General features: G+C 71.9%; 22 protein-coding genes. 15 read left to right on the top strand and 7 right to left on the bottom strand.

The features are described 5' to 3' along the window. Positions 1-381 precede the first annotated feature (381 nt). Together H4687_RS40995 and H4687_RS41000 are read right to left on the bottom strand one after the other, a co-directional pair. Positions 382-1,608, bottom strand: coding sequence for a glycosyltransferase (locus H4687_RS40995; RefSeq protein WP_046915411.1), 1,227 nt, complete (start codon positions 1,606-1,608; stop codon positions 382-384). 129 nt (positions 1,609-1,737) lie between these two features. Further along, the gene (locus H4687_RS41000; RefSeq protein ID WP_046915410.1) at positions 1,738-2,103 is read right to left on the bottom strand and encodes a nuclear transport factor 2 family protein; all 366 of its coding nucleotides are present in this window, start codon (positions 2,101-2,103) and stop codon (positions 1,738-1,740) included. A gap of 165 nt (positions 2,104-2,268) precedes the next feature. Between H4687_RS41000 and H4687_RS41005 the strand changes: the two genes are divergently transcribed. Both H4687_RS41005 and H4687_RS41010 read left to right on the top strand, forming a co-directional pair. After that, positions 2,269-2,565, top strand: a complete 297-nt coding sequence (locus H4687_RS41005; RefSeq protein ID WP_046915409.1) for a hypothetical protein — start codon at positions 2,269-2,271, stop codon at positions 2,563-2,565. Positions 2,566-2,749: 184 nt separating this feature from the next. Beyond that, positions 2,750-4,210, top strand: coding sequence for an aldehyde dehydrogenase family protein (locus H4687_RS41010; RefSeq protein ID WP_046915408.1), 1,461 nt, complete (start codon positions 2,750-2,752; stop codon positions 4,208-4,210). A gap of 15 nt (positions 4,211-4,225) precedes the next feature. On the opposite strand, the gene H4687_RS41015 is transcribed toward H4687_RS41010, so the two are convergent. Continuing rightward, positions 4,226-5,986, bottom strand: coding sequence for an ABC transporter ATP-binding protein (locus tag H4687_RS41015; protein WP_046915407.1), 1,761 nt, complete (start codon positions 5,984-5,986; stop codon positions 4,226-4,228). A gap of 307 nt (positions 5,987-6,293) precedes the next feature. On the opposite strand from H4687_RS41015, the gene H4687_RS41020 reads away from it, so the two are divergent. From H4687_RS41020 to H4687_RS41030, 3 genes are all read left to right on the top strand, one after another. After that, positions 6,294-7,382, top strand: a complete 1,089-nt coding sequence (locus H4687_RS41020) for an S-(hydroxymethyl)mycothiol dehydrogenase (RefSeq protein ID WP_046915406.1) — start codon at positions 6,294-6,296, stop codon at positions 7,380-7,382. Further along, positions 7,382-8,011, top strand: coding sequence for an MBL fold metallo-hydrolase (locus H4687_RS41025; protein ID WP_046915405.1), 630 nt, complete (start codon positions 7,382-7,384; stop codon positions 8,009-8,011). Before H4687_RS41020 ends, H4687_RS41025 begins: the two co-directional genes overlap by 1 nt. Positions 8,012-8,233: 222 nt before the next feature. Continuing rightward, a complete protein-coding gene (locus H4687_RS41030; RefSeq protein WP_046915404.1) occupies positions 8,234-9,148 on the top strand; it encodes an SDR family oxidoreductase in 915 nt (304 codons plus the stop codon). A 7-nt stretch (positions 9,149-9,155) separates the two neighbouring features. Here the strand turns inward: H4687_RS41030 and H4687_RS41035 are convergent, their stop codons facing one another. Next, entirely contained in the window at positions 9,156-9,749 is a 594-nt protein-coding gene (locus H4687_RS41035; RefSeq protein ID WP_046915403.1) for a hypothetical protein, read from the bottom strand. Between the two features lie 78 nt (positions 9,750-9,827). Between H4687_RS41035 and H4687_RS41040 the strand changes: the two genes are divergently transcribed. Next, positions 9,828-10,637, top strand: coding sequence for an SDR family NAD(P)-dependent oxidoreductase (locus H4687_RS41040; RefSeq protein WP_046915402.1), 810 nt, complete (start codon positions 9,828-9,830; stop codon positions 10,635-10,637). A gap of 128 nt (positions 10,638-10,765) precedes the next feature. On the opposite strand, the gene H4687_RS41045 is transcribed toward H4687_RS41040, so the two are convergent. Next, positions 10,766-11,545, bottom strand: coding sequence for a DUF3050 domain-containing protein (locus tag H4687_RS41045; RefSeq protein WP_063778525.1), 780 nt, complete (start codon positions 11,543-11,545; stop codon positions 10,766-10,768). A gap of 177 nt (positions 11,546-11,722) precedes the next feature. Between H4687_RS41045 and H4687_RS41050 the strand changes: the two genes are divergently transcribed. Genes H4687_RS41050 through H4687_RS41075 form a run of 6 tightly spaced genes read left to right on the top strand, consistent with a single transcriptional unit; the run spans position 11,723 to position 19,765 of the window. Continuing rightward, the gene (locus tag H4687_RS41050; RefSeq protein WP_046915400.1) at positions 11,723-12,364 is read left to right on the top strand and encodes an antibiotic biosynthesis monooxygenase; all 642 of its coding nucleotides are present in this window, start codon (positions 11,723-11,725) and stop codon (positions 12,362-12,364) included. 30 nt (positions 12,365-12,394) lie between these two features. Further along, positions 12,395-14,545 carry an aminodeoxychorismate synthase component I gene (pabB, locus tag H4687_RS41055; RefSeq protein ID WP_192781779.1) on the top strand — a complete coding sequence of 717 codons (2,151 nt, stop codon included), beginning with the start codon at positions 12,395-12,397 and terminating at the stop codon, positions 14,543-14,545. Continuing rightward, the gene (locus H4687_RS41060; protein WP_050398634.1) at positions 14,542-16,128 is read left to right on the top strand and encodes a benzoate-CoA ligase family protein; all 1,587 of its coding nucleotides are present in this window, start codon (positions 14,542-14,544) and stop codon (positions 16,126-16,128) included. Before pabB ends, H4687_RS41060 begins: the two co-directional genes overlap by 4 nt. Positions 16,129-16,132: 4 nt before the next feature. Continuing rightward, positions 16,133-17,761, top strand: coding sequence for a class I adenylate-forming enzyme family protein (locus H4687_RS41065; RefSeq protein ID WP_078907335.1), 1,629 nt, complete (start codon positions 16,133-16,135; stop codon positions 17,759-17,761). After that, complete coding sequence (locus tag H4687_RS41070; RefSeq protein WP_046919652.1) at positions 17,758-18,945, top strand: FAD-dependent monooxygenase; 1,188 nt, start codon at positions 17,758-17,760, stop codon at positions 18,943-18,945. Before H4687_RS41065 ends, H4687_RS41070 begins: the two co-directional genes overlap by 4 nt. A 25-nt stretch (positions 18,946-18,970) precedes the next feature. Continuing rightward, the gene (locus tag H4687_RS41075) at positions 18,971-19,765 is read left to right on the top strand and encodes an aminotransferase class IV (RefSeq protein WP_046919651.1); all 795 of its coding nucleotides are present in this window, start codon (positions 18,971-18,973) and stop codon (positions 19,763-19,765) included. Between the two features lie 105 nt (positions 19,766-19,870). Here the strand turns inward: H4687_RS41075 and H4687_RS41080 are convergent, their stop codons facing one another. Continuing rightward, the gene (locus tag H4687_RS41080; RefSeq protein ID WP_046919650.1) at positions 19,871-20,356 is read right to left on the bottom strand and encodes a carboxymuconolactone decarboxylase family protein; all 486 of its coding nucleotides are present in this window, start codon (positions 20,354-20,356) and stop codon (positions 19,871-19,873) included. Positions 20,357-20,490: 134 nt separating this feature from the next. Here H4687_RS41080 and H4687_RS41085 point away from each other — a divergent pair, with 134 nt between their 5' ends. Further along, complete coding sequence (locus tag H4687_RS41085) at positions 20,491-21,186, top strand: L,D-transpeptidase family protein (RefSeq protein ID WP_005483955.1); 696 nt, start codon at positions 20,491-20,493, stop codon at positions 21,184-21,186. 40 nt (positions 21,187-21,226) lie between these two features. Here H4687_RS41085 and H4687_RS41090 read toward each other — a convergent pair whose 3' ends face one another. Next, on the bottom strand, positions 21,227-22,429 hold the full coding sequence (locus H4687_RS41090; protein WP_046919649.1) for a Gfo/Idh/MocA family protein: 1,203 nt from the start codon (positions 22,427-22,429) through the stop codon (positions 21,227-21,229). A gap of 167 nt (positions 22,430-22,596) precedes the next feature. On the opposite strand from H4687_RS41090, the gene H4687_RS41095 reads away from it, so the two are divergent. Together H4687_RS41095 and H4687_RS41100 are read left to right on the top strand one after the other, a co-directional pair. After that, the gene (locus H4687_RS41095) at positions 22,597-23,757 is read left to right on the top strand and encodes an ROK family transcriptional regulator (RefSeq protein ID WP_046919648.1); all 1,161 of its coding nucleotides are present in this window, start codon (positions 22,597-22,599) and stop codon (positions 23,755-23,757) included. A gap of 78 nt (positions 23,758-23,835) precedes the next feature. Next, a complete protein-coding gene (locus H4687_RS41100; protein ID WP_020115084.1) occupies positions 23,836-24,018 on the top strand; it encodes a hypothetical protein in 183 nt (60 codons plus the stop codon). Positions 24,019-24,033: the final 15 nt, after the last annotated feature.

Raw genomic sequence — 24,033 nt, forward strand, 5'->3', positions numbered from 1 at the left:
TGGGCGGGGTCGGCGAGGAAGGAATGCGCCGGCCGGGAGGGTGGAGCCGGCCCGACGGGGCGCTGAGGGCCGTTGACCGAGGGAGGAGCCGGCCCGACGGGTGGTGACTGCGAACCCGCGCACAACCGGGGGACGGCTTAAGCGGAGGCCGGCGAATGGGGGGAGGCTGAGCCCGGAGTGGCCCGGAAGACCCGGCCGAGCGATCGGGGAGCCGAAACCGTGGCGGCCGGGCGAGGCTGGGCCGGAGGTCGACGACCGGGAGCTGAATCAGTCGGAGGTCGGCGATCGGGGAGGTGAACCAGCCGGAGGTCGGCGACCAGGAGGTGGCCGACGGCCGAGCCCGAGGCCCGCGTGCGGGAGAGGGGCAGGCGAAGGCCGGCGTCAGGAGAGGCGGTCCAGGGCCGTCAGGACCGGTTGCACCCCGTCCTCCCCGCGCAGTTCCCCGGCCAGTGTCCGGGCGCGGTGGCCGTACGACGGGTCGGTGGTCGCGCGGCGCAGGGCGGACGCCAGTGCGGCGGGGGTGAAACCGCGCAGGGGTACGGCCGTGGGGGACACGCCGAGGGCGACGAGGCGGGCGGCCCAGAAGGCCTCGTCGAACTGGACGGGCACCGGCACCGCCGGGACCCCGGCGCGCAGGCCCGCCGCCGTGGTGCCCGCGCCCGCGTGGTGGACGACGGCGGCCATCCTCGGGAAGAGCAGGGAGTGCGGCACCTCGCCCACCGTGAACATGTCCTCGCCCTCGCCCCGCAGCTCACCCCAGCCCCGCTGGATCACCCCGCGCAGCCCGGCCGCCCGCAGGGCCCGTACGACCTCGCCGCTCATCCGCTCCGGATCCGGCACGGTCGCGCTGCCCAGGCCCACGAAGACCGGGGGCGGCCCGGCGTCGAGGAAGTCCAGCAACGGCGCCGGCAGTCGGTTCTCGCGGTCGTACGGCCACCAGTAGCCGGTGACGTCGTGCCCGGCCCGCCAGTCGCCAGGGCGGGGCACCACCCGGGGGCTGAAGCCGTGGAAGACCGGTCGGCCCAGCCGTTCCCGGGCCCGGCGCGAGGCCACCGTACCGGTGCGCGGGAGCCCGTACTCGGTACGCAGCCGCCGCACCTCCTCCGTGAAGATCCACTCGACGGCCGCGTTCACCGCGTGCCCGGCCACCCGGTTGCCGACCGGGCCCCAGGACCGGACCCCGGTCATCGGCGGGGCGAACTCCCGTGTCGGCGCGAGGGGTTGCAGATTGACGCCCAGGCTCGGGACCGACAGTCCCCGGGCGATGGCGTGGCCGAGCGGCGCGACCGTGCCGGCCAGCAGCAGGACGTCACTGGCGCGGGCGGCGGTCTCCAGGTCACCGGCCATCCGCCCCACCAGCCTCCGGGCCATCTCCGCCGCCCGGTACAGCTTCCCGGCCCCGGTGGAACTCCGGTGCAGTCCCCGTCCGCGCTCCGACTCCAGCTCCGCCCGGGGATCCACGGGAAGGGCGTGGAAGGCGACCCCCGAGCCCGCCACCAGCGGCTCGAACCGGGCGTGCGTCACCAGCGTGACCTCGTGCCCGGCCCGGACCAGCCCGTGCCCCAGCCCGGTGTACGGGGCCACGTCACCCCGGGAACCCGCCGTCATGATCGCAACACGCACGCCCGACAGTATGGCGTCGCCGCCGGACGGCGGCAGCGGGACCGCACCGCGATGACCCGAAAAGGCCGCTGTCCGAAACGAAGCCGCTGTCCGAAACAGCCCGCACGGCCCGGGCTACTCGTCCCAGGCCTGAAGCAGGGTGTGGTCGATGATCTTGCCGTCGCGCAGGGAGATCATCGAACTGGCCCAGACCCGCACCCCGTCGGGGTACTCGCAGGACTCGGTGACGGCGACCTGATCACCCTGGACGAGGCACTGCTCGATCTTGTGCGTCATCTCCCGGCTGCAGACGTCGTCGTACATCGCGGCGATCTCGTCCCGGCCGTGCAGCACCTTGGGATGGCTCGGCTGGGTGTTGCGGTCCACGACGCGCATCTCGGCGTCGTCCGCGTAGAGCGACGTCAGCGTCGCCGCGTCCGCTTCCTCCGTGCCCCGGCGCAGCGCTTCGGCATCGAAGGCGGGGCTCGTCGAGGTGCCCATGGCTGACCTCCTTAGAAGGCCGGGCCCGGCAGGGGGCAGCGGGCCGCTCAAGGCCTCTCCTGTCAGGCTCCTCCGCCGGGCGGCGCCCGGCAAGTGCGGAGGCGGACGTGCGCCTCACGGGTGAGCGGCCGTGACCGACCGGGGCCGGAGCGCGTTGCTGAGGGCATGATCTCAACTCGACGCATCGTCGCCGCCGTGGGTCTCGCCGTGGGTGTCACGGGCCTGGCCGCACCGATGGCGAACGCGGACGCGACGGCGGACGCGACCCGCTTCAGCCCGATCTCCACGCTGGACTCGCTCGCCGTCAGCGACCTCCCCGAGGAGCAGAAGCGGAGCCTTCCGCGTCCCTCGCAGCAGCTCGCCGGCCTGAACCAGGTCCACGAGCTGAACCGGCTGAACGAGCTGCACCAGGTCACCGACCTCGCCGCGCCCGCCCTCGGCCTGCTGGGCGCCGTCCAGTAGCGCAGCCGTTCGAACACAGCGAGAGCCCCGCCGCGGTCAGCGTGGTGGGGCTCTTGACATTCCCCGGGAACCGGGCAGAGCATCACGGAACAGTAACGTAATTGAATTTCGCACTACGATCGTTCGCGAGCGATCATGCTCGATCACGTACCGTCGTCGATACGTACCCCGAGGAAGCCGCATCATGGCCTTGACCCGTGACCTTCTGATCGGCGGCAAGGACGTGCCCGCCACGTCCGGCCGCACCGCCGAAGACCTCGACCCGTACACGGGGGAGGTGTACGCGACGGTCGCGGCGGCCGGGCCGGAGGACGTGACCCGGGCCGTGGACGCCGCCGACGCCGCGTTCGAGGAGTGGGCCGCGCTCGCTCCCTTCGCCCGGCGGGCGATCTTCCTCAAGGCCGCCGACCTGCTGGAGGGCCGGGGCGACCAGGTCGCCGACGTCATGGCGCGCGAGGCCGGCGGCACCCGCCCCTGGGCCTACTTCAACGTGGCGCTCGCGGCGAACATCCTGCGCGAGGCGGCGGCCGCGATCACCGCTCCGCGCGGCGAGGTGCTCGCCACCCAGAAGGAGGGCGCGCTGAGTCTCGCGGTGCGCGAACCCCTGGGCGTGGTGGCCGCGTTCGCGCCGTGGAACGCGCCGGTCATCCTCGGCGTACGGGCCGTGGCGGCACCGCTGGCCGCAGGCAACACCGTCGTCGTCAAGCCCAGCGAGGACGCGCCCATCGCCTGCGGGCTGCTGGTCGCGGACGTGCTCCGGGAGGCCGGGCTGCCCGACGGCGTGCTCAACGTCGTCACCAACGCGCCCGAGGACGCCGCGGAGATCGCCGAGGCGCTGATCTCCGACGAGCGGGTGCGCGCGGTGAACTTCACCGGCTCCACCGGCGTCGGCCGCATCATCGGCACCCACGCGGCGAAGCACCTCAAGCCCGCCGTACTGGAGCTGGGCGGCAAGAACGCCGTCATCGTCCTGGACGACGCGGACGTCGACTACGCCGTCGACGCCGTCACCTTCAGCGTCTTCATGAACGCCGGACAGATCTGCATGTCCGGCGACCGCATCCTCGTCCACGAGTCGCTGGCCGAGGAGTTCGCGCGGAAGTTCACCGCCAAGGTCGCCACCCTCCAGGCCGGAGACCCGAACCACCCGCACACCGTGGTCGGCCCGCTCGTCAGCGCCGACGCCGCCCGGCGGATCGCCGCCCTGGTCGAGGACGCCGTCGCCAAGGGCGCCACGGTGCTCACCGGAGGCGGGCAGCCGGAGGGCGCGGTGCACCCGGCGACCGTGCTCACCGACGTCCCCCAGGACGCCGACCTCTACTACCAGGAGTCCTTCGGCCCGGTCTGCGTGCTGCAGACGTTCGCCGCCGACGCGGAGGCCGTGGCCATCGCCAACGACACGGACAACGGCCTGAGCTGCGGCGTCATCACCGAGAGCGCCACGCACGGCCTGACCGTCGCCCGCCGGATCCGCACCGGCATCGTCCACGTCAACGACCAGTCGGTGGCCGACGAGCCGATGGTTCCCTTCGGGGGTGTGAAGGCCTCCGGCTACGGGCGCTTCGGCGGCCGCTGGGGCATCGAGGCCTTCTCCAACACCCGCTGGGTGACCATCGCCACCCAGCAGGCGCACTTCCCCTTCTGACCGGCCCCCGGTCGTTCAGCCGGCCGTCGCGAGGAACTGCGTGGCCGCCAGCTCCGCGTACAGCGGGTCGGCGGCCACCAGTTCGCGATGGGTGCCGACCGCGCGGACCCGGCCCGCGTCCATCACCACGATGCGGTCGGCCATCGTCACCGTCGACAGCCGGTGGGCCACGACCAGCACCGTCGTCGTACGGGCCACGTCGGCGACCGTGTCCCGCAGCGCCGCCTCGTTCACCGCGTCCAGCTGGCTCGTCGCCTCGTCGAGCAGCAGCAGACGGGGGTGGCGCAGCAGGGCGCGGGCGATGGCGACCCGCTGGCGTTCACCGCCGGACAGCTTGGTGCCCCGGTGGCCGACCAGGGTCTCCAGGCCCTGCGGCAGCTTGGCCACCAGACCGTCCAGCCGGGTCGTCTTCAGCACGCGCGTGAGGTCGCTCTCGTCGGCGCGGGGGTTGCCCAGGAGCAGGTTGTCGCGCAGGCTCCCGGACAGCACGGGCGCGTCCTGCTCGACGTAACCGATCGCGGACCGCAGCCGGGACAGCTCCCACTCGGCGACGTCGCGGCCGTCGACGGTGATCAGCCCGGCCTCGGGGTCGTAGAACCGCTCGATGAGCGAGAAGACCGTCGTCTTGCCCGCGCCCGAGGGCCCCACGAACGCCGTCATGCCCCGCGCCGGGACCTCGAAGGTCACCCCGTGGTGGACGTACGGCAGATCGTCGGCGTACCGGAAGCGGACCTCGTCGAAGGCGAGGGCGGCCGGTGCGGCGTCGGGGGAGGGCAGGGGAGCGGGCTCGGAGGCCGGTTCGGCGGGCAGCCGCAGCGCCTCCTGGATGCGGGAGAGTGCGGCGGCACCGGTCTGGTACTGGGTGATCGCGCCCACGACCTGCTGTATCGGCGACATCAGATAGAAGACGTACAGCAGGAACGCCACCAGCGTGCCCACGTCGATCGCGCCGGTCGCGACCCGGGCGCCGCCCACCGCCAGCACCGTGATGAAGGCGATCTGCATGGCGAGCCCGGCCGTGTTCCCGGCGGCGGCCGACCACTTGGCGGCCCGCACGCTCTGGCGCCACGACTCCTCGGCCGCCGCGTGGATCGTCTCCTCCTCGCGGTGCTCGGCGCCGGACGCCTTCACCGTGCGCAGCGCGCCGAGGATCCGCTCCAGGGAGGCGCCCATCGCGCCGACCGCGTCCTGCGCCGCCCGGCTCGCCCGGTTGATACGGGGCACGATCACCCCGAACACCACACCCGCGCCCACGATCACGCCCAGGGTGACGCCCAGCAGCACCGGGTCCACCAGCCCCATCAGCACCACCGTCGCCACCAGCGTCAGCCCGCCGGTGCCGAGGCCCACCAGGGTGTCGGTGGTGACCTCGCGCAGCAGCGTGGTGTCGGAGGTGATCCGCGCCATCAGGTCGCCCGGCTCGCTGCGGTCCACCGCCGTGATCCGCAGCCGCAGCAGATACGAGGACAGGGCGCGCCGCGCGCCGAGCACCACCGACTCGGCGGTGCGCCGCAGCACGTACGAACCCACCGCGCCCACCGCCGCGTTGGTGACGACCAGCGCGGACATCAGGACCAGCGCCCAGGTGATGGTCCGGTCGTGCGAGAGGTCGTCGATCAGTTCCCGGGCCACCAGCGGCAGCGCGAGGCCGGTGGCGCCGGTGACGAGGGACAGCAGCGCGCCCAGCAGCAGTGCCCAGCGGTGGGGCCGTACATAACCGAGCAACAGCCGCCAGGTGGGCGGCTGTCGCTCGATCGTGGTCTCAGGGATGCTCACGAGGCTCCTCGGCAGGTCGGTCGGGGAGTGGGGACCGGGGCGCGGAGCTTCAGCCTACGTCGGGGGCGCGGGCCGGCGGACCGCACGCCCCGGACGGGAGCGCTGCCGAACCGACCGGAGCCCTCCGCCCGACGAGTACGAGCGCACCGGCGGTGACGAGCATGACGACGCTCCCCGGCCCCGGGTGGCGCGCACCGGTCCGGCGCGACGCACGACGCACCCCTCCGGAGGCCGTACCGGCTGGTCACTCCGTAGGGTGACCATGGGCGGGCGACCGCCCGATCTGGGATCGACGGAAGGGTTCACCATGGCGCAGGAAGTACGCGGCGTGATCGCACCGGGCAGGAACGAGCCGGTGCGGATCGAGACGATCGTCGTGCCCGACCCGGGGCCGGGGGAGGCCGTGGTGAAGGTGCAGGCGTGCGGCGTGTGCCACACCGACCTGCACTACAAGCAGGGCGGCATCAACGACGACTTCCCCTTCCTGCTCGGCCATGAGGCCGCCGGTGTGGTGGAGTCGGTCGGCGCGGGCGTCACGGACGTCGCCCCCGGCGACTTCGTGATCCTCAACTGGCGTGCCGTGTGCGGCCATTGCCGGGCCTGTCGACGCGGGCGCCCCTGGTACTGCTTCAGCACCCACAACGCCACGCAGAAGATGACCCTCGCCTCGACCGGCCAGGAGCTGTCCCCGGCGCTCGGTATCGGTGCCTTCGCGGACAAGACCCTCGTCGCCGCCGGCCAGTGCACCAAGGTCGACCCGGCCGCCGCCCCGGCCGTCGCCGGACTGCTGGGCTGCGGCGTCATGGCGGGCATCGGCGCCGCCATCAACACCGGCAACGTCGGCCGGGGCGACAGCGTCGCCGTCATCGGCTGCGGCGGTGTCGGGGACGCGGCCATCGTCGGGTCCCGGCTGGCCGGCGCCGAGAAGATCATCGCCGTCGACATCGACGACCGGAAGCTGACCACCGCCAAGAGCATCGGCGCCACCCACACGGTCAACTCCAAGGACACCGACGCCGTCGAGGCGATCCGCGAGCTGACCGGCGGCTTCGGCGCCGACGTCGTCATCGAGGCGGTCGGCCGCCCGGAGACGTACAAGCAGGCGTTCTACGCCCGCGACCTGGCCGGTACGGTCGTCCTGGTCGGCGTCCCCACCCCGGAGATGAAGCTCGAACTCCCCCTCCTCGACGTCTTCGGCCGCGGTGGTGCCCTGAAGTCCTCCTGGTACGGCGACTGCCTGCCCGACCGTGACTTCCCCATGCTGATCAACCTGTATCTGCAGGGCCGCCTGGACCTGGAGGCGTTCGTCACCGAGACCATCGGGCTCGACGACGTGGAGAAGGCCTTCGAGCGGATGCACGGCGGCGACGTCCTGCGCTCGGTGGTGACGCTCTGATGGCCGCCCGCATCGAACACCTCGTCACCTCGGGGACGTTCAGCCTCGACGGCGGCACGTGGGACGTCGACAACAACGTCTGGCTCGTCGGCGACGACCACGAGGTCGTCGTCATCGACGCCGCCCACGACGCCGACGCCATCGCCGAGGCCGTGGGCGAGCGCCGGCTGGCGGCCATCATCTGCACCCACGCCCACAACGACCACATCGACGCGGCCCCCGCCCTCGCCGAGCGCACCGGCGCGCCGATCTGGCTCCATCCGGACGACCTGCCGCTGTGGAAGCAGACCCACCCCGACCGGCTGCCCGACCACTGGCTGGCCGACGGGCAGGTCATCGAGGCCGCCGGCGCCGACCTGACCGTCCTGCACACCCCCGGCCACGCGCCCGGCGCCGTCTGCCTGTACGACCCGGGCCTCGGCACGGTCTTCAGCGGCGACACCCTCTTCTCCGGCGGCCCCGGCGCCACCGGCCGCTCGTACTCCCACTTCCCGACGATCATCGACTCCATCCGCGACCGTCTGCTCGCCCTTCCGCCCGAGACGGTCGTCCGTACGGGCCACGGCGACAGCACGACGATCGGGGCCGAGGCCCCGCAGTTGCAGGAATGGATCGACCGGGGTCACTGATTCAGAAGAGTCCCGCATCCCGCGCCCCGAAAGGGGCGCGGGGAACTGCGCGACAAGCCACAGCGAACCCGCGGCCGCCGATCACCCCATCGACCGAGTCATTGGGCGCCTGACAGAAAACCCGACAGAAGATGTCCGGCTTCCACGACACCCTCGTGTCGAGGACGCCGGAACACCCCCGACGTCCGCCAAGGTGACACCCGTACACCCAGGAGGCCGGACATGTCGAAGCCGCTGAACAACAAGATCGCCCTCGTCGCCGGAGCCACCCGCGGAGCGGGCCGCGGCATCGCCGTGGAACTGGGCGCGGCCGGCGCGACGGTCTACGTCACCGGCCGCTCCACCCGGGAGCGGCGATCCGAGTACGACCGCCCCGAAACCCTGGAGGACACCGCCGACCTGGTCACCGAGGCGGGCGGCCACGGCATCGCCGTACCCACCGACCATCTCGAACCGGCACAGGTCCGGACCCTCGTCGACCGGATCACCGAGGAGCAGGGCCGACTGGACGTCCTCGTCAACGACGTCTGGGGCGGCGAGAAGCTCTTCGCATGGGAGAGCCCGGTCTGGGAGCACGATCTCGACAACGGGCTGCGGCTGCTGCGCCTCGCCGTCGAGACCCACGCCATCACCAGCCACTTCGCCCTGCCGCTGCTGCTGCGCAACCCCGGCGGCCTGGTCGTGGAGATGACCGACGGCACGGCCGAGTACAACGGCGCCAACTACCGCGCCTCCTTCTTCTACGACCTCGCCAAGTCCTCCGTCCTACGCATGGCGTTCGCCCTCGGTCACGAACTGGGGCCGCGCGGTGCCACCGCCGTGGCCCTCACCCCCGGCTGGCTGCGCTCGGAGATGATGCTCGACGTGTACGGGGTCACCGAGGAGAACTGGCGGGACGCCCTCGAACGCGTCCCCCACTTCGCCATCTCCGAGACGCCCCGCTTCGTCGGCCGGGCCGTCGCCGCGCTCGCCGCCGACCCGGAGGTCGCCCGCTTCAACGGGCAGTCCCACTCCAGCGGTTCCCTCGCCCGGACCTACGGCTTCACCGACCTCGACGGCAGCCGGCCGGACGCCTGGCGCTACATCGTCGAGGTCCAGGACGCGGGCAAGCCGGCGGACACCACCGGCTACCGCTGAACCGTGCTCAGGTGCGCGGTGCCGGCGCCGACGGTGGGGCGGACGGACGCGTGGTCCCGGTGAGCCCCGCCGTCGACGCGGGCCGCAGTTGCCACCGCGCGGAGTGGCCGGGCGGCAGCGCCAAGTCCTCGCGTACGGCGGCGTAGTAGGCGTCCCGCCCGGCGCGCTGCCTCTCCAGCAGCGTCTGCCAGGCACCCGGGTCCCGCGTCCCGGCGCGCAGGAACTCCTCCATTCCCATCACCGTGACGACCCAGGCGCGGGCCCTCTCCACCACCTCCGGGCTGCCGAGGAGCAGCAGCGCCTCACCGGCGGGGTCCCGGGCGGTCGTCGCCTGCGCCATGAGGGGCGCGGCCTCCTCCGGCGACAGGGGGTGGGGGTGCGGGTCGTTGCCGAGATGCGCGGCGACCCGGTAGGTGAGCGTCACCGACTGCTTCACGGCCTGTGCCCAGTCGGCGTACACCGCGAGCCGCCGCTCCTCCCAGCGGGTCTCCCGCTCCCGCCGGAACCGCACCTGCTCGCCCCGCATCACCACCAGATACGAGCCGAACGCGCCTATCACGACACCGAGCAGGGCGGGGAGTTGCTGCACGAAGGTCGACATGGGCAGACGGTATCCGGATCCGGGACGGAGATCGCGTCGCGCCTGTCCCGGTGATCGGCGGCGCAGTACGTTCGCCGCATGCATACGACGGAACGCTTCGAGGGGTACGGGGTTCTGATCACGGGCGCGGCACGGGGGATCGGCGCGGCGACGGCCCGGCGGCTGGCCGAGGAAGGGGCCCGGGTGCTGGTCACCGACGTGGACCTGCCGGCGGCCGAGCGGAGCGTGACGGAGCTGCGGGGGCAGGGGTTGGCCGTCGAGGCGTACCGGTGCGACGTGGGGGACCGGGAGTCCGTCGAGGCGGCGGTCGCGCACGCGGTGTCGGTCCTCGGTTCCCTCGACGTCCTGGTCAACAACGCCTTCGGTTGCACCCCGGACGAGCCGCTCTTCGAGAACACCCCGGACGAGACCTGGGCCCGCGACCTCGACCTCACCCTGACCAGCGCGTTCCGCTGCTCGCGCGCGGCACTGCCGCACCTGGTGGCGTCCGGCCGCGGGGCGATCGTCAACATCGGCTCCGTCAACGGGCTCCAGGACTTCGGCAACCACGCCTACAGCGCCGGCAAGGCGGGCCTGGTCTCGCTCACCCGCACCCTCGCCGGGGACGCCGCGCCGCGCGGGGTCCGCGTCAACCTGGTGGCCCCCGGCACGATCCGCACCCCCGGCTGGGCGGGCCGGGAGTCCCATCTCGACGACCTCGCCGGGATCTATCCCCTGGGCCGGGTCGGGGAGCCGTCGGACATCGCGGCGGCCGTGGCCTTTCTCGCCTCGCGGGACGCGGCCTGGATCACCGGTACGACCCTGCGCGTGGACGGGGGCCTGCTGGCCGTCAACACGTCGTTCGAGCGCGTGGCCCGGGCATGGCGGGAGGCGGAGAACGAGGCATAGGGGCGGCGCCGTCCGAAAACCCCCGGCCGCGTTCGTGCCGTCCGAAGATGCCCGGCCGTGCTCGACTGTTCCGAGAGTCCCCGGCCGCGTTCGTGCCGTCCGAATGTCCCCGACCGTGCTCGGCGGCCTCACCCCATCGCCGCGACGATCCCGTCCCAGAACCGTGCGCGTGCCTCCAGCGCCGCCGTCGCCGTCTCCACCGCCTCCTCCCAACGCCGGTCCTCCCCTGCGCACAGCTCCGCCACCATGGCCATCGCCATCGGCGTGTGCTCCTCCCCGTCCACCTCGATGTGCCGCGCGAGATAGTCGCGGAACAGCGGGAACCGCTCGGTGCCCTCCTTCTTGATCACCTGGTCGAACATGTCCGGGATCAGGTCCTCGCGGGAGAACGCGAAGGCGGCGGCCCGGCAGTGCAGCGGCCCTTCCCGGATGATCTCGAAGGTCGTGCGGACGAACTCGGCCGCGGGGCCGGGCACGCGGGCGACCCGCAGTGCCGCGGGCACGTCGTGGCCCTCGCCGACGAGCCCGAGGAACGTGTCGAGGCGGGAGGTGTCCGCGCCCGCCTCGCCCATGCCCGCCCGGTACAGCTCGAAGTGGCTGGTGAACCCGCCGTTCAGCTCGTCGCTCTCCTCCACCAGCACGATGTCGTTGACGAGCCGTCGGCCGACCGCGGACCCGCGCGGCACCCAGGGGACGTCCACACAGGTCAGGTCCCGCTGGAGGGATTTCAGCAGGGACATGAAGTCCCAGACCGCGAAGACATGGTGCTCCATGAACACCGCCATATCGGCGCGGGTGTCGATGCGCCGATAGACCGGATGTGCGGTGACTTCTTTCCGTACGGGTTCGATCGCGGTGCGCGCCCGGTCGATTCCGTCGTGGTTCATATCCCAGTCGTACCTGGACATCGGCTCTCCTTCGTCTCCAGCAATTCCCCCCGAGCCTGTGGGTGATGGTGCTCCTTTTCCGGCCGGTCGGGCAACCGCTTCCTGGATTTGCCGGAAGTTACCCAGGCGTACTTCTCGACAGAAGACGTCAAGGCGTCTGAAACGCCGTCATAAACGCACGTTCCGGACACCTTGAAAATGTTCGTTGAAGATTTGAACGGGGTCTTGGTTCCTCTCGTATTCGACGTCGTGAGCAGGAATCCCGTTACCGTCACCGTCGCGTACCAGGTGGTGCCGGGGCGCGAGGCCGACTTCCACTCCTGGGGGTGGGCCGCGCTGCGTACGAGTGCGCAGCAGCCGGGTTTTCTGGGGGGTGGCGTACTCGTCGACGGAGAGGCGGATTGGCATGTGGTCTACCGCTTCGACAGCGAGGATACGGCCCGGACCTGGGAGAACTCCGTGGTCTGGGCTCAGTGGTCGGCCCGTGTCGACGCGCTGGCGCAGGAGACCGGGCGCCGGAGCATCGCAGGGTCCAGGGCCTGGTTCGACTCCCAGACCTCCCGGGCCCCGGCGTCTGCCGGCCCCCCCGGGCCGCCCCCGAAATGGAAACTGTGGCTAGTGAACATGAGTGCGGTCTTCCCGCCCGTGCTCTTATTCAACCTGCTGATACTTCCCTATCTCAACGACCTGAATCCGCTTTTTCGTACACTTCTGCTGTGTCTGGCCGTGACCGCCATTGTCACCTGGATTCTCATGCCGAGACTCCAGCGTTTCCTGAAGAAATGGCTGTATCCGCCGCTGCAGGCGCTGCGCGGCCGGCACAAACGACGGACCGCCTAGGTCCGCGAACGATCAGAGGGGGGTGGGCGGGTGAAGACCCTGCTCATCGACAATTATGATTCGTACACGTACAACCTGTTCCAGCTGATCGCCGAGGTCAACGGCGAGGAACCGGTGGTCGTGCTGAACGACGCCGCGGTCGAAGACATCCCGGAGCTGCGGGAATTCGACAACGTGGTGGTGTCGCCGGGGCCCGGGCACCCCTCGGAACCGCGCGACTTCGGCATCGCCGCCCGGGTGATCGCCGAGGCCGGGATCCCGGTGCTGGGCGTGTGCCTGGGCCATCAGGGCATCGCGGTGGGCGAGCGGGCCGATGTGGAGCCCGCCCCGTGGCCCCGCCACGGGCACCTGTCCACGGTCCGGCACGACGGACGCGATCTGTTCCGGGGGCTGCCCCAGAACTTCACGGTCGTCCGCTACCACTCGCTGTCCGTGCGCGAGCCGCTGCCGCCGACCCTGGAGGCCACCGCCTGGTCGGAGGACGGCGTCCTGATGGGGCTGCGTCACCGCGAACGACCGCTGTGGGGCGTGCAGTTCCACCCCGAGTCGATCCTGACCGACCACGGCCACCGTCTGCTCGTCAACTTCCGTGACCTCACGGAGGAACGGGCCGGCAGCCCGCGTACGAACACCACCGCGGTCATCTCCCTCAGCGGAGCGATCCCCCGCCCCCGGCGGGCCCAGGGACCCGCCTACCGGCTGCACACCCGCCGTATCGCGGGCGCGATCGACGCCGAGGCCGCCTTCACCCGCATGCACGCCGACGCGCCGCACGCGTTCTGGCTGGACAGCTCCCGCGTGGAGCAGGGCCTGTCGCGGTTCTCGTTCTTCGGCGACGGCAGCGGCCCGCTCGCCGAGGTCGTCCGCTACGACGTCGACAGCGGCCTGTGCGAGATCGAGCGGGAGGGGCGCCCGACCCGCAGGGTCAAGGCGAGCGTCTTCGACTACCTGAAGCGCCAGCTGGCGAGCCGCAAGGTCGACGCGACGGGCCTGCCCTTCGACTTCACCGGCGGATACGTCGGCTACTTCGGTTACGAACTCAAGGCCGACACCGGCTCCCCGAACCGGCACCGGGCCCGGACCCCGGACGCCTCCTGGCTGTTCGCGGACCGGCTGATCGCGGTGGACCACCAGGAGGGCCACACCTACGCGGTCTGCCTGGCCGAGGACACCCCGGCGGCGTCCCGCGAGGCCGGCGACTGGCTCGATTCCGCGCTGGCCCAGCTGACCTTCATCGGCTCGGACACCACGGTCCCCCTGCGGTCGGCCACACCGCCCTACCCGCGCGCCGCCGAACCCTGGCTCGTCCGTGACCGCGCCACCTACCTCGCCGACATCGACGCCTGCAAGGCCGAGCTGAACGCGGGCACGAGCTACGAGATCTGTCTGACCAACGCGGCCCGGTTACCCGCCCCGTACGACCCGTACGACTTCTACCGGGTGCTGCGCCGCATCAACCCGGCCCCGTACGCCGCCTTCCTCAGGTTCGGTGACCTCGACATCGCGGGCTCGTCGCCCGAGCGCTTCCTGCGGATCACCCGTGACGGCATCGCCGAGGCCAAGCCCATCAAGGGCACCGCACCCCGGGGCGCCACCCCGGCGGAGGACGAGCGGCTGCGCGAGGAACTGGCGGCGGACGCCAAGACCCGCGCCGAGAACCTGATGATCGTCGACCTGCTCCGCAACGACCTGGGCCGGGTCTCCCGGACCGGCTCCGTGAAGGTGACACGTCTCATGGCCACCGAGACGTACGCGACCGTGCACCAGCTGGTCTCCACCGTCGAGGGCAGACTGCGCGAGGGCACCGACGCCGTCGACTGCGTCCGCGCCTGCTTCCCCGGCGGCTCGATGACCGGGGCCCCCAAGCTCCGCACGCTGGAGATCATCGACGCGCTGGAGACCGAGGCGCGGGGCGTGTACTCCGGAGCCCTCGGCTACCTCGGGTGCAGCGGCGGCGCCGACCTCAACATCGTCATCCGTACCGCCGTGTTCCAGGGCGGCCGTATGCATCTGGGAGCGGGCGGCGCGATCGTCCTCGACTCCGATCCGGCCGCCGAGTACGACGAGATGCTGCTGAAGACCGCGGCGCTGATGCGCGCCCACCGGGAGCACGCCTCCGCCCCCGCCGTCACCCGGGAGCACGCCTCCGCCCCCGCCGTCACCGAGGAGCCGACGCGATGACGATCACGACCACAGCGAAGCCCACCCGGCTCCCCGCCGACGCGGGCGCCCCCGGCAACCTCGCGGCGCACCTCGCGGCCCTCGCCGACCGCCGCGGCTGGAGAGCCCGCCCCGCCTTCCACCAGGGCCACCGGGCCTACTCCCACGGCGAGGTGCACGACCGCGCGGCCCGCACCGCCACGGTCCTCACCGAGCACGGCGTCCGCCCCGGCGACCGTGTCCTGCTCGCCCTCCCCGACTCCGTCACCTGGGTCACCACGTTCCTCGCCCTGGCCCGCCTGGGCGCGGTCGCGGTCCTGGTCAACCCCGAACTCACCCCGCCGGAACTGCAGTTCATGGCGGAGGACACACAGGCGGTGCTCTGGGTGACGGGACCGGCGCTGGACACCTACATCCCGGCGCCCCGGACGGGGCGCGACCGGCCCCACCCGGCCCGCGGGGCCACCACCTCGCCGCCCCGCCTCGGGTCCGACCAGCTGACCGCCCTGAGCGCCACGGCCGCCCCCGCCCGGCACGCCCACCCCGTCGACGCCCACACCCCCCTGTACATCCAGTACACCTCCGGTACCACCGGCCGCCCCAAGGGCGTCGTCCACGTCCACGGCGACCCCAGGACCTACCACGACCTCATCGGCCGCCGGCTTCTGCGCATCACCCCGGACGACGTCACCCTGTCCGTCTCCCGGCTGTACTTCGCCTACGGCTTCGGCAACGCCCTCGTCTTCCCTCTTTTCTCCGGCTCCTCCGCCGTCCTCGCCGACCGCCGTCCCACCCCCGCGGCGGTCGACGAACTCGTGGCCCGGCACCGCGTGACCCTCCTGTACTCGGTGCCCTCGGCGTACGCCGCCCTGGTCGCCGACCGCGCGGACGGCCACGAGGAATGCTTCGCCTCGGTGCGCGCGGCGGTGTCGGCCGGCGAAGGCATGCCCGCCGGACTCGGCAAGCAGGTCACCGAACTGCTCGGCGCCCCCGTCCTCGAACAGATCGGCTCCACCGAGGCCGGACACGCCTTCTGCGCCAACGGCTTCGACCACAACCACCCCGGCACGGTCGGCCGGCCCGTCCCCGGCTTCGAGGTCGAACTCCGCGACCGGGCGGGCGCCCAGGTCGCGGACGGCGAGGCCGGCGAACTGTGGGTCCGGGGCCCGACGGTGACCCCCGGCTACCTCAACCGGCCCGAGGAGACCGAACGCACCCTCGTCGGCGGCTGGCTCAACACCCGGGACCGGGCCGTGCGTGAACCCGACGGCACCTACCGGCACCTGGGCCGGGCCGACGACATGGAGATGGTCGGCGGCATCACCGTCTCCCCGCTGGAGGTGGAGGCCCTGCTGCGCACCCACCCCGGGGTCCGGGACATCGCCGTGGCCGCGGTCACCGACGAGCGCGGCGCCAGCAGGCTGCGGGCCTTCGTCGTCCCCGTCCCGCCCATCGGGGTGGGCCTGGAGGCCGAGCTGATCTGCATGGCCCGCGACAGGCTCGCCGCCTTCAAGGTCCCCCGCAGCGTCAGCTTCGTGCCCACGCTGCCCCGCACCGCGACCGGCAAGCTCCGCCGCCACCTCGTCCGCCAAGGGGCGTGGTGACGCCATGGCCGACACCCGCACCCCCGCAGAAAGGCCCGGTCCCATGCGCGACCAGCTCCAGGCCGACCGGCAGCCCGCACTCGCCCTCACCGGCCGCGGCTTCTACCTGGGCTCCATGTTCCGCGAGGCCGCCGACCGCCACGGCCCTGTCTTCGTCACCCTGGACCGGCCCCTCGACGTCCGCCCCGACCTCGGGACCGACCTCGCCTACACGACGCTGGCCGACGTGGTCGACGAACTGTCCGGCCGTCTCTGGGAAGCGGGCGTGCGCCCCTCCGAGGAGGTGGTCGTCCACAAGACGGACAACGTCGACATCGTGCTGCTGACCTGTGCGGTCTCCCGTATCGGTGCCGTCCCCGTCCTGTTGTCGCCCGGCCTCGCGGGCCCCGTGGTCGGACAGCTCCTCGAACGCCTCCACCGGCCCTGGCTGATCACGGACAGGGCCAAGCTCGAAGGCCCCCTGGCGGACGTCGGTCTCACCGGCCTGGTGCGGCGCGCGCTGTCCGTCGACGACGCCCCCGGCGCCGAGTCCCTCCAGAAGTACGCGGGCGCCCCGACCCCGGCCGCCGTCCGCCTCCACCCCCGCGACCCCTCCCTCATCACCCACAGCTCGGGCACCACCGGTCTGCCCAAGCTGGCCGTGCACTGCCCGAACACCATGTGGAACCGGCTCGTCCCGCAGAAGGCCATGGGCTGGCCCACGCGCGGCGAGACCGCCGCCCTGCACATGTCGTTCGTGCACTCGCGCTTCTACCACCTGCTCGGCGTCCTGCTGCACTTCGGCAGCCCGCTGGTCCTGATCATCGACCCGGAACCCTCGAACGTCGGGCCGCTGCTCGCCCGCCACCGCCCCGGCATCGTCGAGACCCACCCCAACACCTTCGTCCTGTGGGAGGAGCTGGCCGACGCGCCCGGGGCACCCCTGTCCCGCGTCCGCTCCTACGGCTCCACCTTCGACGCCATCCACCCGCGCACCGTGCAGCGGCTGTTGGACGCCTCCCGGCGGCGCTCGCCGTGGCTGATCCAGCTGTACGGGCAGAGCGAGACGGGTCCGGTCGCCTTCCAGTGGTTCACCCGCCGCAGCGCCGCCCGCGCCGACGGCCGCCGGGTCGGCATCGGCATCCCGGGCTTCACCCGGGTCCGGGTCGCCGACGACGCCGGCCGACGGGTCGCCCCCGGCACCGCCGGCCGGATCGAGGCCCGCACCCGGGGCCGCATCCTCACCTACCTCGGCGCCCGGGAGCGCTACCTCCGCCAACTCGACAGCGGCTGGTGGCAGATGGGCGACATGGGCTACCAGAGCCGCTGGGGCGGCCTCTACCTCATCGACCGCGAGATCGACCAGATCGACTCCGTGCACAGCAACCTGGAGGTCGAGGACACCCTGATGTCCCGCCTGGAGGAGCTGCGCGAGGTCGTCATCGTCCCCGGCGTCGACCGTGAACCCGTCCCCGTGGTGTGCGTGCGCGGCGAACGCCCGCTGGACCTGCGGCGCTGGCACGAGGCCACGGCCGACCTGCCCACCATGGCCGAGCCCCGGCAGTGGCGGTTCGAGGAACTGCCGATGACGTCCACCTGGAAGGTCAAGCGGGTCGAGATCACCCGCATGCTCACCGAGAGCGCCCGCGCATGACGCCCCCCGTCCCCGTCCTCGTCGTGGGCGCAGGCCCCGTGGGCCTCTCCGCCGCCCTCGCCCTGCGCGCCCACGACCTCCCCGTCACGCTCCTGGAAGCCGACCCCGAGGGCCGCGAACGCCCCGGCAGCCGCGCCCTGTTCGTGCACCGCGAGACCCTGGAGCTCCTGGAGGGCATCCACCCCGGACTCGCGGGCAAGATCGCCTCGTACGGCCGGACCTGGCACACCAGACGCACCCTGTACCGGGGCCGCGAGGTCTACGCCCGCACCTTCCCGCCGCCCACCGGCACCCCGCCCTTCACCAGCCTCCGCCAGGTCGACACCGAGCGCTTCCTGCTCGCCGCCTGCCGGGACGCGGGCGTGGAGTTCGTGTGGGACGCGCGGATCACCACCGTGACGACCGATCCGGGCGGGGTGACCCTCACCGGCGAGGACGGCCGCACCTGGACCGGCGTCCACGCGGTGGCCGCCGACGGCGCCCGCTCGGCCGTCCGGCGTGAACTGGGCATCCCGATGGAGGGCACCCACGGCGAGGGTTTCCACGTCGTCGCGGACATCGCCGACATTCCCGGCGCCGAACTGGCCCTGGAGCGGGTCTTCCACTACGAGCACCCGGCGCTCGGCGGCCGCAGCGTGATGCGGGTGCCGTTCACCGGCGGCTTCCAGCTCGACCTGCAGTGCCGCGACGACGACACGACACAGGAGTTCGGCACCGAGGAGGCCGTACGGCGCTGGCTGCCGGAGGTCGTCGGCGACGGGTACGACGAGCGAGTCCTGTGGGTGTCCACCTACCGCTTCCTGCGCAAGGTCGCCGCCGACTTCACCGACCCGCACCGCCGGGTGCTGCTGGCCGGCGAGGCCGCCCATCTCTTCCCGCCGTTCGGCGCGCGCGGGATGAACAGCGGCATCGCGGACGCGGTCGCCGCCGCCCGCGCCATCGCCGACGGCACACCCGCGGCGGTCGACTCCTTCGCCGAGGTCCGGCGCTCGGCGGGGCTGTTCAACAGCGCCGCCGCCGGCACGGCCCTGGACCACCTACGGCCCCGGCGCCGTATCGTCCGCGTCAAACAGCGGGCGGCGGCCGCGCTCGCCCCCGTGGTGCCCCGCTGCGGCGCCTGGCTGGAGCACGCCCCCTACGGACCCCGGCACGGCTCCCCGGCCGTCGCGGGCCGCAAGTACTGACCCGGAAGACCGACAGGAGCACCGAGTGACACAACCCGCCATCGCGGAAGGTCTGCTGACCTGGTCTCCCGAACACGGCCTCGTCCCCGGCCAGGCACACGGCGGCCGCCTCCTCGTGGCGGACTCGTGGCTGCTGCGCGACGGACGGGTGCGGGGCTTCGACCGGCACCGCGAACGGTTCCTGCGATCCTGCGGCGAGTGCGGCGCACCGGCCCCGGCCCGGGTCGTCGACTTCTGGCGGGACATGACCCGGGCCCTGCCGCGCACGGGGGAGTGGTTCCCCCGGGTCGAACTCGCCGCCGGATCACTGGAGTTGCGGCTCCTGCTGCGCCCCGCGCCGGCCCTCACGGCCGAGGTGCGGGTATGGGCGGCCGGTCAGCCCGACCCGCGGACCGTGCCCCGCCGCAAGGGGCCGGACCTGGACGCCCTGGCCCGTGTGCGCGGACGGGCGGCGGGCGCCGACGCCGACGACGCCGTGCTCATCGCGCCCTCCGGCCTGGTGCTGGAGGCGGCCAGTTCCAGTGTCCTGTGGTGGGAGGACGACACCCTCTGCCTGCCGCCGCCCCGCCTGCCCCTGCTCCCCGGTGTCACCCAGGCCCTCGTCCAGGAACGGGCCGCCCGCACCGGTGTCCGGGTCGCCCACCGCGAACGCTTCCTGCCCGAGCTGGACGGCCGCGAGGTGTGGCTCGTCAACGCCCTCCACGGCATCCGGCCGGTGGCCGCCTGGACCGGGCGCCCGATGACCGCGGGCCCGGCCGTCCACGCCCCGCAGTGGCGGACCTGGCTGGACAGCCTCATGGAGCCGTTGCCGGATCACTGAATCGACAGCGACACAGGGGCGCCGAAAGCGCCGGGCCGAAAGGAATTCGGCCCGGCGCTGAAAGTCGTTCAGAAATGGTTGCGGAAAGGCCTCGGCGCTTCGGGGTTATTTCTGGACGGGCTGATAGGCCCCGGGAGCCATACGCGTGGCAATCGCGATCCGGTTGTACGCGTTGATCACGGTGGCTGCCCAGATCAGTGCCGCGACCTGCTCCTCGTCGAACACCTCGGCGGCGGCCGCGTAGACGTCGTCGGGCACCTGGCCGTCGGCGACGAGGGTCACGGCCTCGGTCAACGCCAGGGCGGCGCGCTCGCGTTGGGTGAAGAAGGGGGTCTCGCGCCAGGCGCTGAGCGCGTAGATCCGCTGCTCGGTCTCGCCCTGGGCGCGGGCGTCCTTGGTGTGCATGTCCAGGCAGAACGCACAGCCGTTGATCTGCGACGCGCGAATTCTGATCAGTTCGAGTATCTCGGGCTCGACCTTCGCGTCCTGGGCCGCGGAAACGGCGGCACCGTGCAAGGAGCCCATCGCCTTGGACACGTCGGGAGTTATTTTCTTGAGGGCCACACGAGAAGGGGAATGACTGTCGCTCATGGGGGAACTCTATATCCGAATTCCAGGCTGTGTAACTGTTTCGTCTCGACGTGGGCCGAACCACAACCGCGGGCGTCGACCGCGTGTCTAGGCAGGCAGAAGCAGCGAAAACGCACGAAGGGGGAGGGCCCGGCATGGGGGACATAGGCAGAAGAGGCGCAGTCGCGCTCACGATCACCGGCCTGCTGACACCGCTCACGCTCGCGATGGGCACCGCGCCCGCGCAGGCGGCGAGTTGTACGGCGACGAAGGGTCCGTACCAGAAGCAGGTGGAGAAGTTCCTCGGCCGGCCGGTCGACGGCAAGCAGTCCACCGCCGACTGCGAGGCCATCAGGGCCTTCCAGACCAAGCACGGCATCTCGCCGAACCTCGGCTACGCGGGCTCCGTCACCTGGGGTGTGATGGACCTGATGAACAAGCAGAAGGCCGTGGGCAAGAACCCCAACGCGGCGGGCAAGTGCCCGACGAACAAGGGCCGTATCGCCTGTGTGAACCTGACCCTCCAGCTGAGCTGGATCCAGGACGGCGGCAAGCTCGTCTACGGGCCCGTCCCGGTCCGCACGGGCCGCGACGGCTACGAGACCCGCACCGGTCTGAAGAAGATCTACTGGCGGAACATCGACCACGTCTCGTCCATCTACCACGTGCCCATGCCCTACGCCCAGTTCTTCGACGGCGGTCAGGCCTTCCACTCCGTCGGCGTCAGCATGTGGAACCCGCCGGGCTCCCACGGCTGCACCAACATGACCAAGACGGACGCCAAGAAGTACTGGTCGCTGCTGAAGAAGGGCGACGACGTCTACGTGTACGGCCGCAAGCCGGGCACCTGACAAGGAAGCAGGAGCCCGGCCCGTCGGCCGGGGTGGGACGTCACGCCCCGGGGGCGTCCCCGAAGTCCGGGATCTCCAGCCTGACCCCGCCCTGCCGCGCGGACTCGTGCGCGACGATGCCCGGCAGGGTGTAGCGGGCCGCCACCCAGGCGTTGACCGACGGCAGGGTCCGGGTGTTGACGGCGGTCACGAAGTCGTCCACCAGGAAGTGGTGGCTGCCCTCGTGCCCGTTGTGCAGCTCGTCGAACTCCCGCGGCAGCCGCGACCGGTCGTGCACCGGCGCCGAGCCGGAGGTGAAGGCGGCCCGCAGGTCCGGCGCGATGTGCTGGAGGGAGGGATCGTCGGGAGACAGTGTCTGCTTGGGCTCCAGCAGCTCGCTGATGTCCGTCACCCCCTTCTTGTCCTGCCAGAACGCCACCGTGGCGAGCTGCTCCATGCTGGCCTCCGTGCCGAAGAACCGGAACCGCGACTCCCGGATCTGCGAGGGGTAACCGACCCGCCGGAACTCGTTGGTCCGGAACGAACCTCCGCCCGCCACCTCGAACAGGGCGGTCGCGTTGGAGAAGTCGTTGCCGAACTGGCTGACCTCCTTGTCGAACACCCCGTCCCCGCGCCCGTCCACGACCCCGATCGCCGACACGCTCACCGCGTGCGTCTGCCAGGCGCCCAGCACGCCGCCCACCGAGTGCGTCGGGTAGAGCAGCGGGGGATAGCTGGCGGTCCGCTTCCAGTCCTCGCCGCCGCTGTACCGGTAGGCCTCGTAGAACCCCAGGTCCATGTCGTGGACGTAGTCGCCCTCGGCGTAGAAGATCCGCCCGAACGCCCCTTCCGCGATCTGGTTGCGGGCGTGCACGGTCGCCGGGTTGTACTGGCTCGTCTCGCCCATCATGTACGTCAGCCCGGTCTCCCGGACCGCGTCGATGATCGCCGCGATCTCGTCGGTGGTGATCGCCATGGGGACGGCCGAGTAGACGTGCTTGCCCGCCGCCAGCCCCTGGAGGACCAGCGGCCCGTGCGTCCAGCGCTGGGTGAAGACGGCGACCGCGTCGACCGCGGGCGACTCCAGCATCGCCTCGTACGAGGGGAAGGTGCCGGCCAGGCCCTGCGCGGCAACGAGTTCCTCGGCCCGTTCGGGCAGCAGGTCCGTGACGTAGACGTCGCCGACGCCGGGGTGGGCCTGGAACAGCGTGGCGAACTGGCCGGAGAACTGGCCGGCGCCGACGATGCCGAGGGAGAACGTCATGGGAGGAATGTCCTTCTCTGCTGGAGAGTCACTGCCTACTTACTTTCGCCACGAAAGAATTGTGGCGTCAAGAGGGAGGTAGGCACCTTTTGGTGAGGGTCTGGGTGGGCTGCTTCGGATAGATTGCTTCCGCGACGGAAGAAACCTGATGTGGGAGTCTGACCCTCATGACCGCACTCGCCGCCAGTTGGCTGCCGCTCAGTCCCGGGGAACGCGCGGTGGCGATCGAGGTGCTCGTACACGGTCCGCTCTCGCGCACGGAACTGGCCCGACGGCTCGGCCTCTCCGCCGGAAGCCTCACCCGGCTGACCAAGCCGCTGATCGAATCGGGCCTGTTGGTGGAGTGCGCCGAGGGTGCCGCGCTCCCCGAGGTCCGTCAGGGACGCCCCTCGCGGCCGCTGGACATCGTCGCCGAGTCCAGCGCCTTCCTGGGCTTCAAGATCACCGACGACATGGTGTACGGCGTGGTCACCACGCTCCGCAGCGAGATCGTCACCCGTCTCGACCGCCCCCTCACCACCCATGACCCGGAGCGGGTCGCCGATCTCCTCGCCGGCATGGCCGCCGAACTCGCCCGTACCCATCCCGCGCTCGCCGGCATCGGCATCGGGGTCGGCGGCTTCGTCCGGCGCCGCGCGGTGGTCGGGGAGTCGCCCTTTCTGTCGTGGCGTGACGTCCCGCTGGCCGAACTCGTCGAGGAGCGCACCGGGTTGCCGGTCGTCGTCGAGAACGACGTCGCCGCCCTCGTCGAGGCCGAGACCTGGTTCGGCGCGGGGCGCGGCCTCGACCGTTTCGTCGTCCTCACCATCGGCGCGGGCATCGGCTACGGCCTCGTCCTGGGCGGCAGACGGGTGGCGCACGCCGAGGAGGACCGGGGATTCGGCCGCCACTGGATCGTCGACCCCGCGGGACCCCTCACCCCCGACGGCAGGCGCGGCAGCGCCGTCTCCCTGCTGGGCATCCCCAGCATCCGCTACCAGGTGCGGGCGGCCACGGGGCGCGAGGTGACGTACGAGGACATCCTGGCCGGCGCGGCCGACGGTGAGCCGATGTGTGCGCGGGTCGTCGGGGAGGCGGGGCGGGCGCTGGGCACGCTGCTGGCCCAGATCGCCAACTTCGTGATGCCGCAGAAGATCCTGCTCGCGGGGGAGGGGGTGGGGCTGATGGAGGTGGCGGGAGAGGCGGTGGACGAGGCCGTCCGCGCGCACCGGCATCCGCTGGCCGCGCCCGTCCCGCTGGAGACGAAGGTGTCCGACTTCCACGACTGGGCCCGGGGGGCCGCCGTGCTGGCCATTCAGGTCCTCGTACTCGGGACGGTGGAGCCGTAAACGCAGAGTGATCAGCTTCACGGTCCGTAATGTCTGAAGTGGGACCTTTACTCACATCGGCTTCACGTTCGAGGACATATGGTTTACACCATGTCCACTACCCCTGATGTCGTCCTGGAAAGAGCGGAAGTACCGGCGCGAACGGCCGCCGAGGTCAACGAGGAGATCCGGGCGCTCTGGTTCCGGAGCGGCGGGACGTTGAACAGGGAGCAGCGGAGCGAGTACGAGCGTCTTGTCCTCGAATGGGCCGCCGCTTCGTAGTCCGTCGGCCGCGCC

The sequence above is a fragment of the Streptomyces stelliscabiei genome (assembly GCF_014873495.1).
Classification (GTDB): domain Bacteria; phylum Actinomycetota; class Actinomycetes; order Streptomycetales; family Streptomycetaceae; genus Streptomyces; species Streptomyces bottropensis.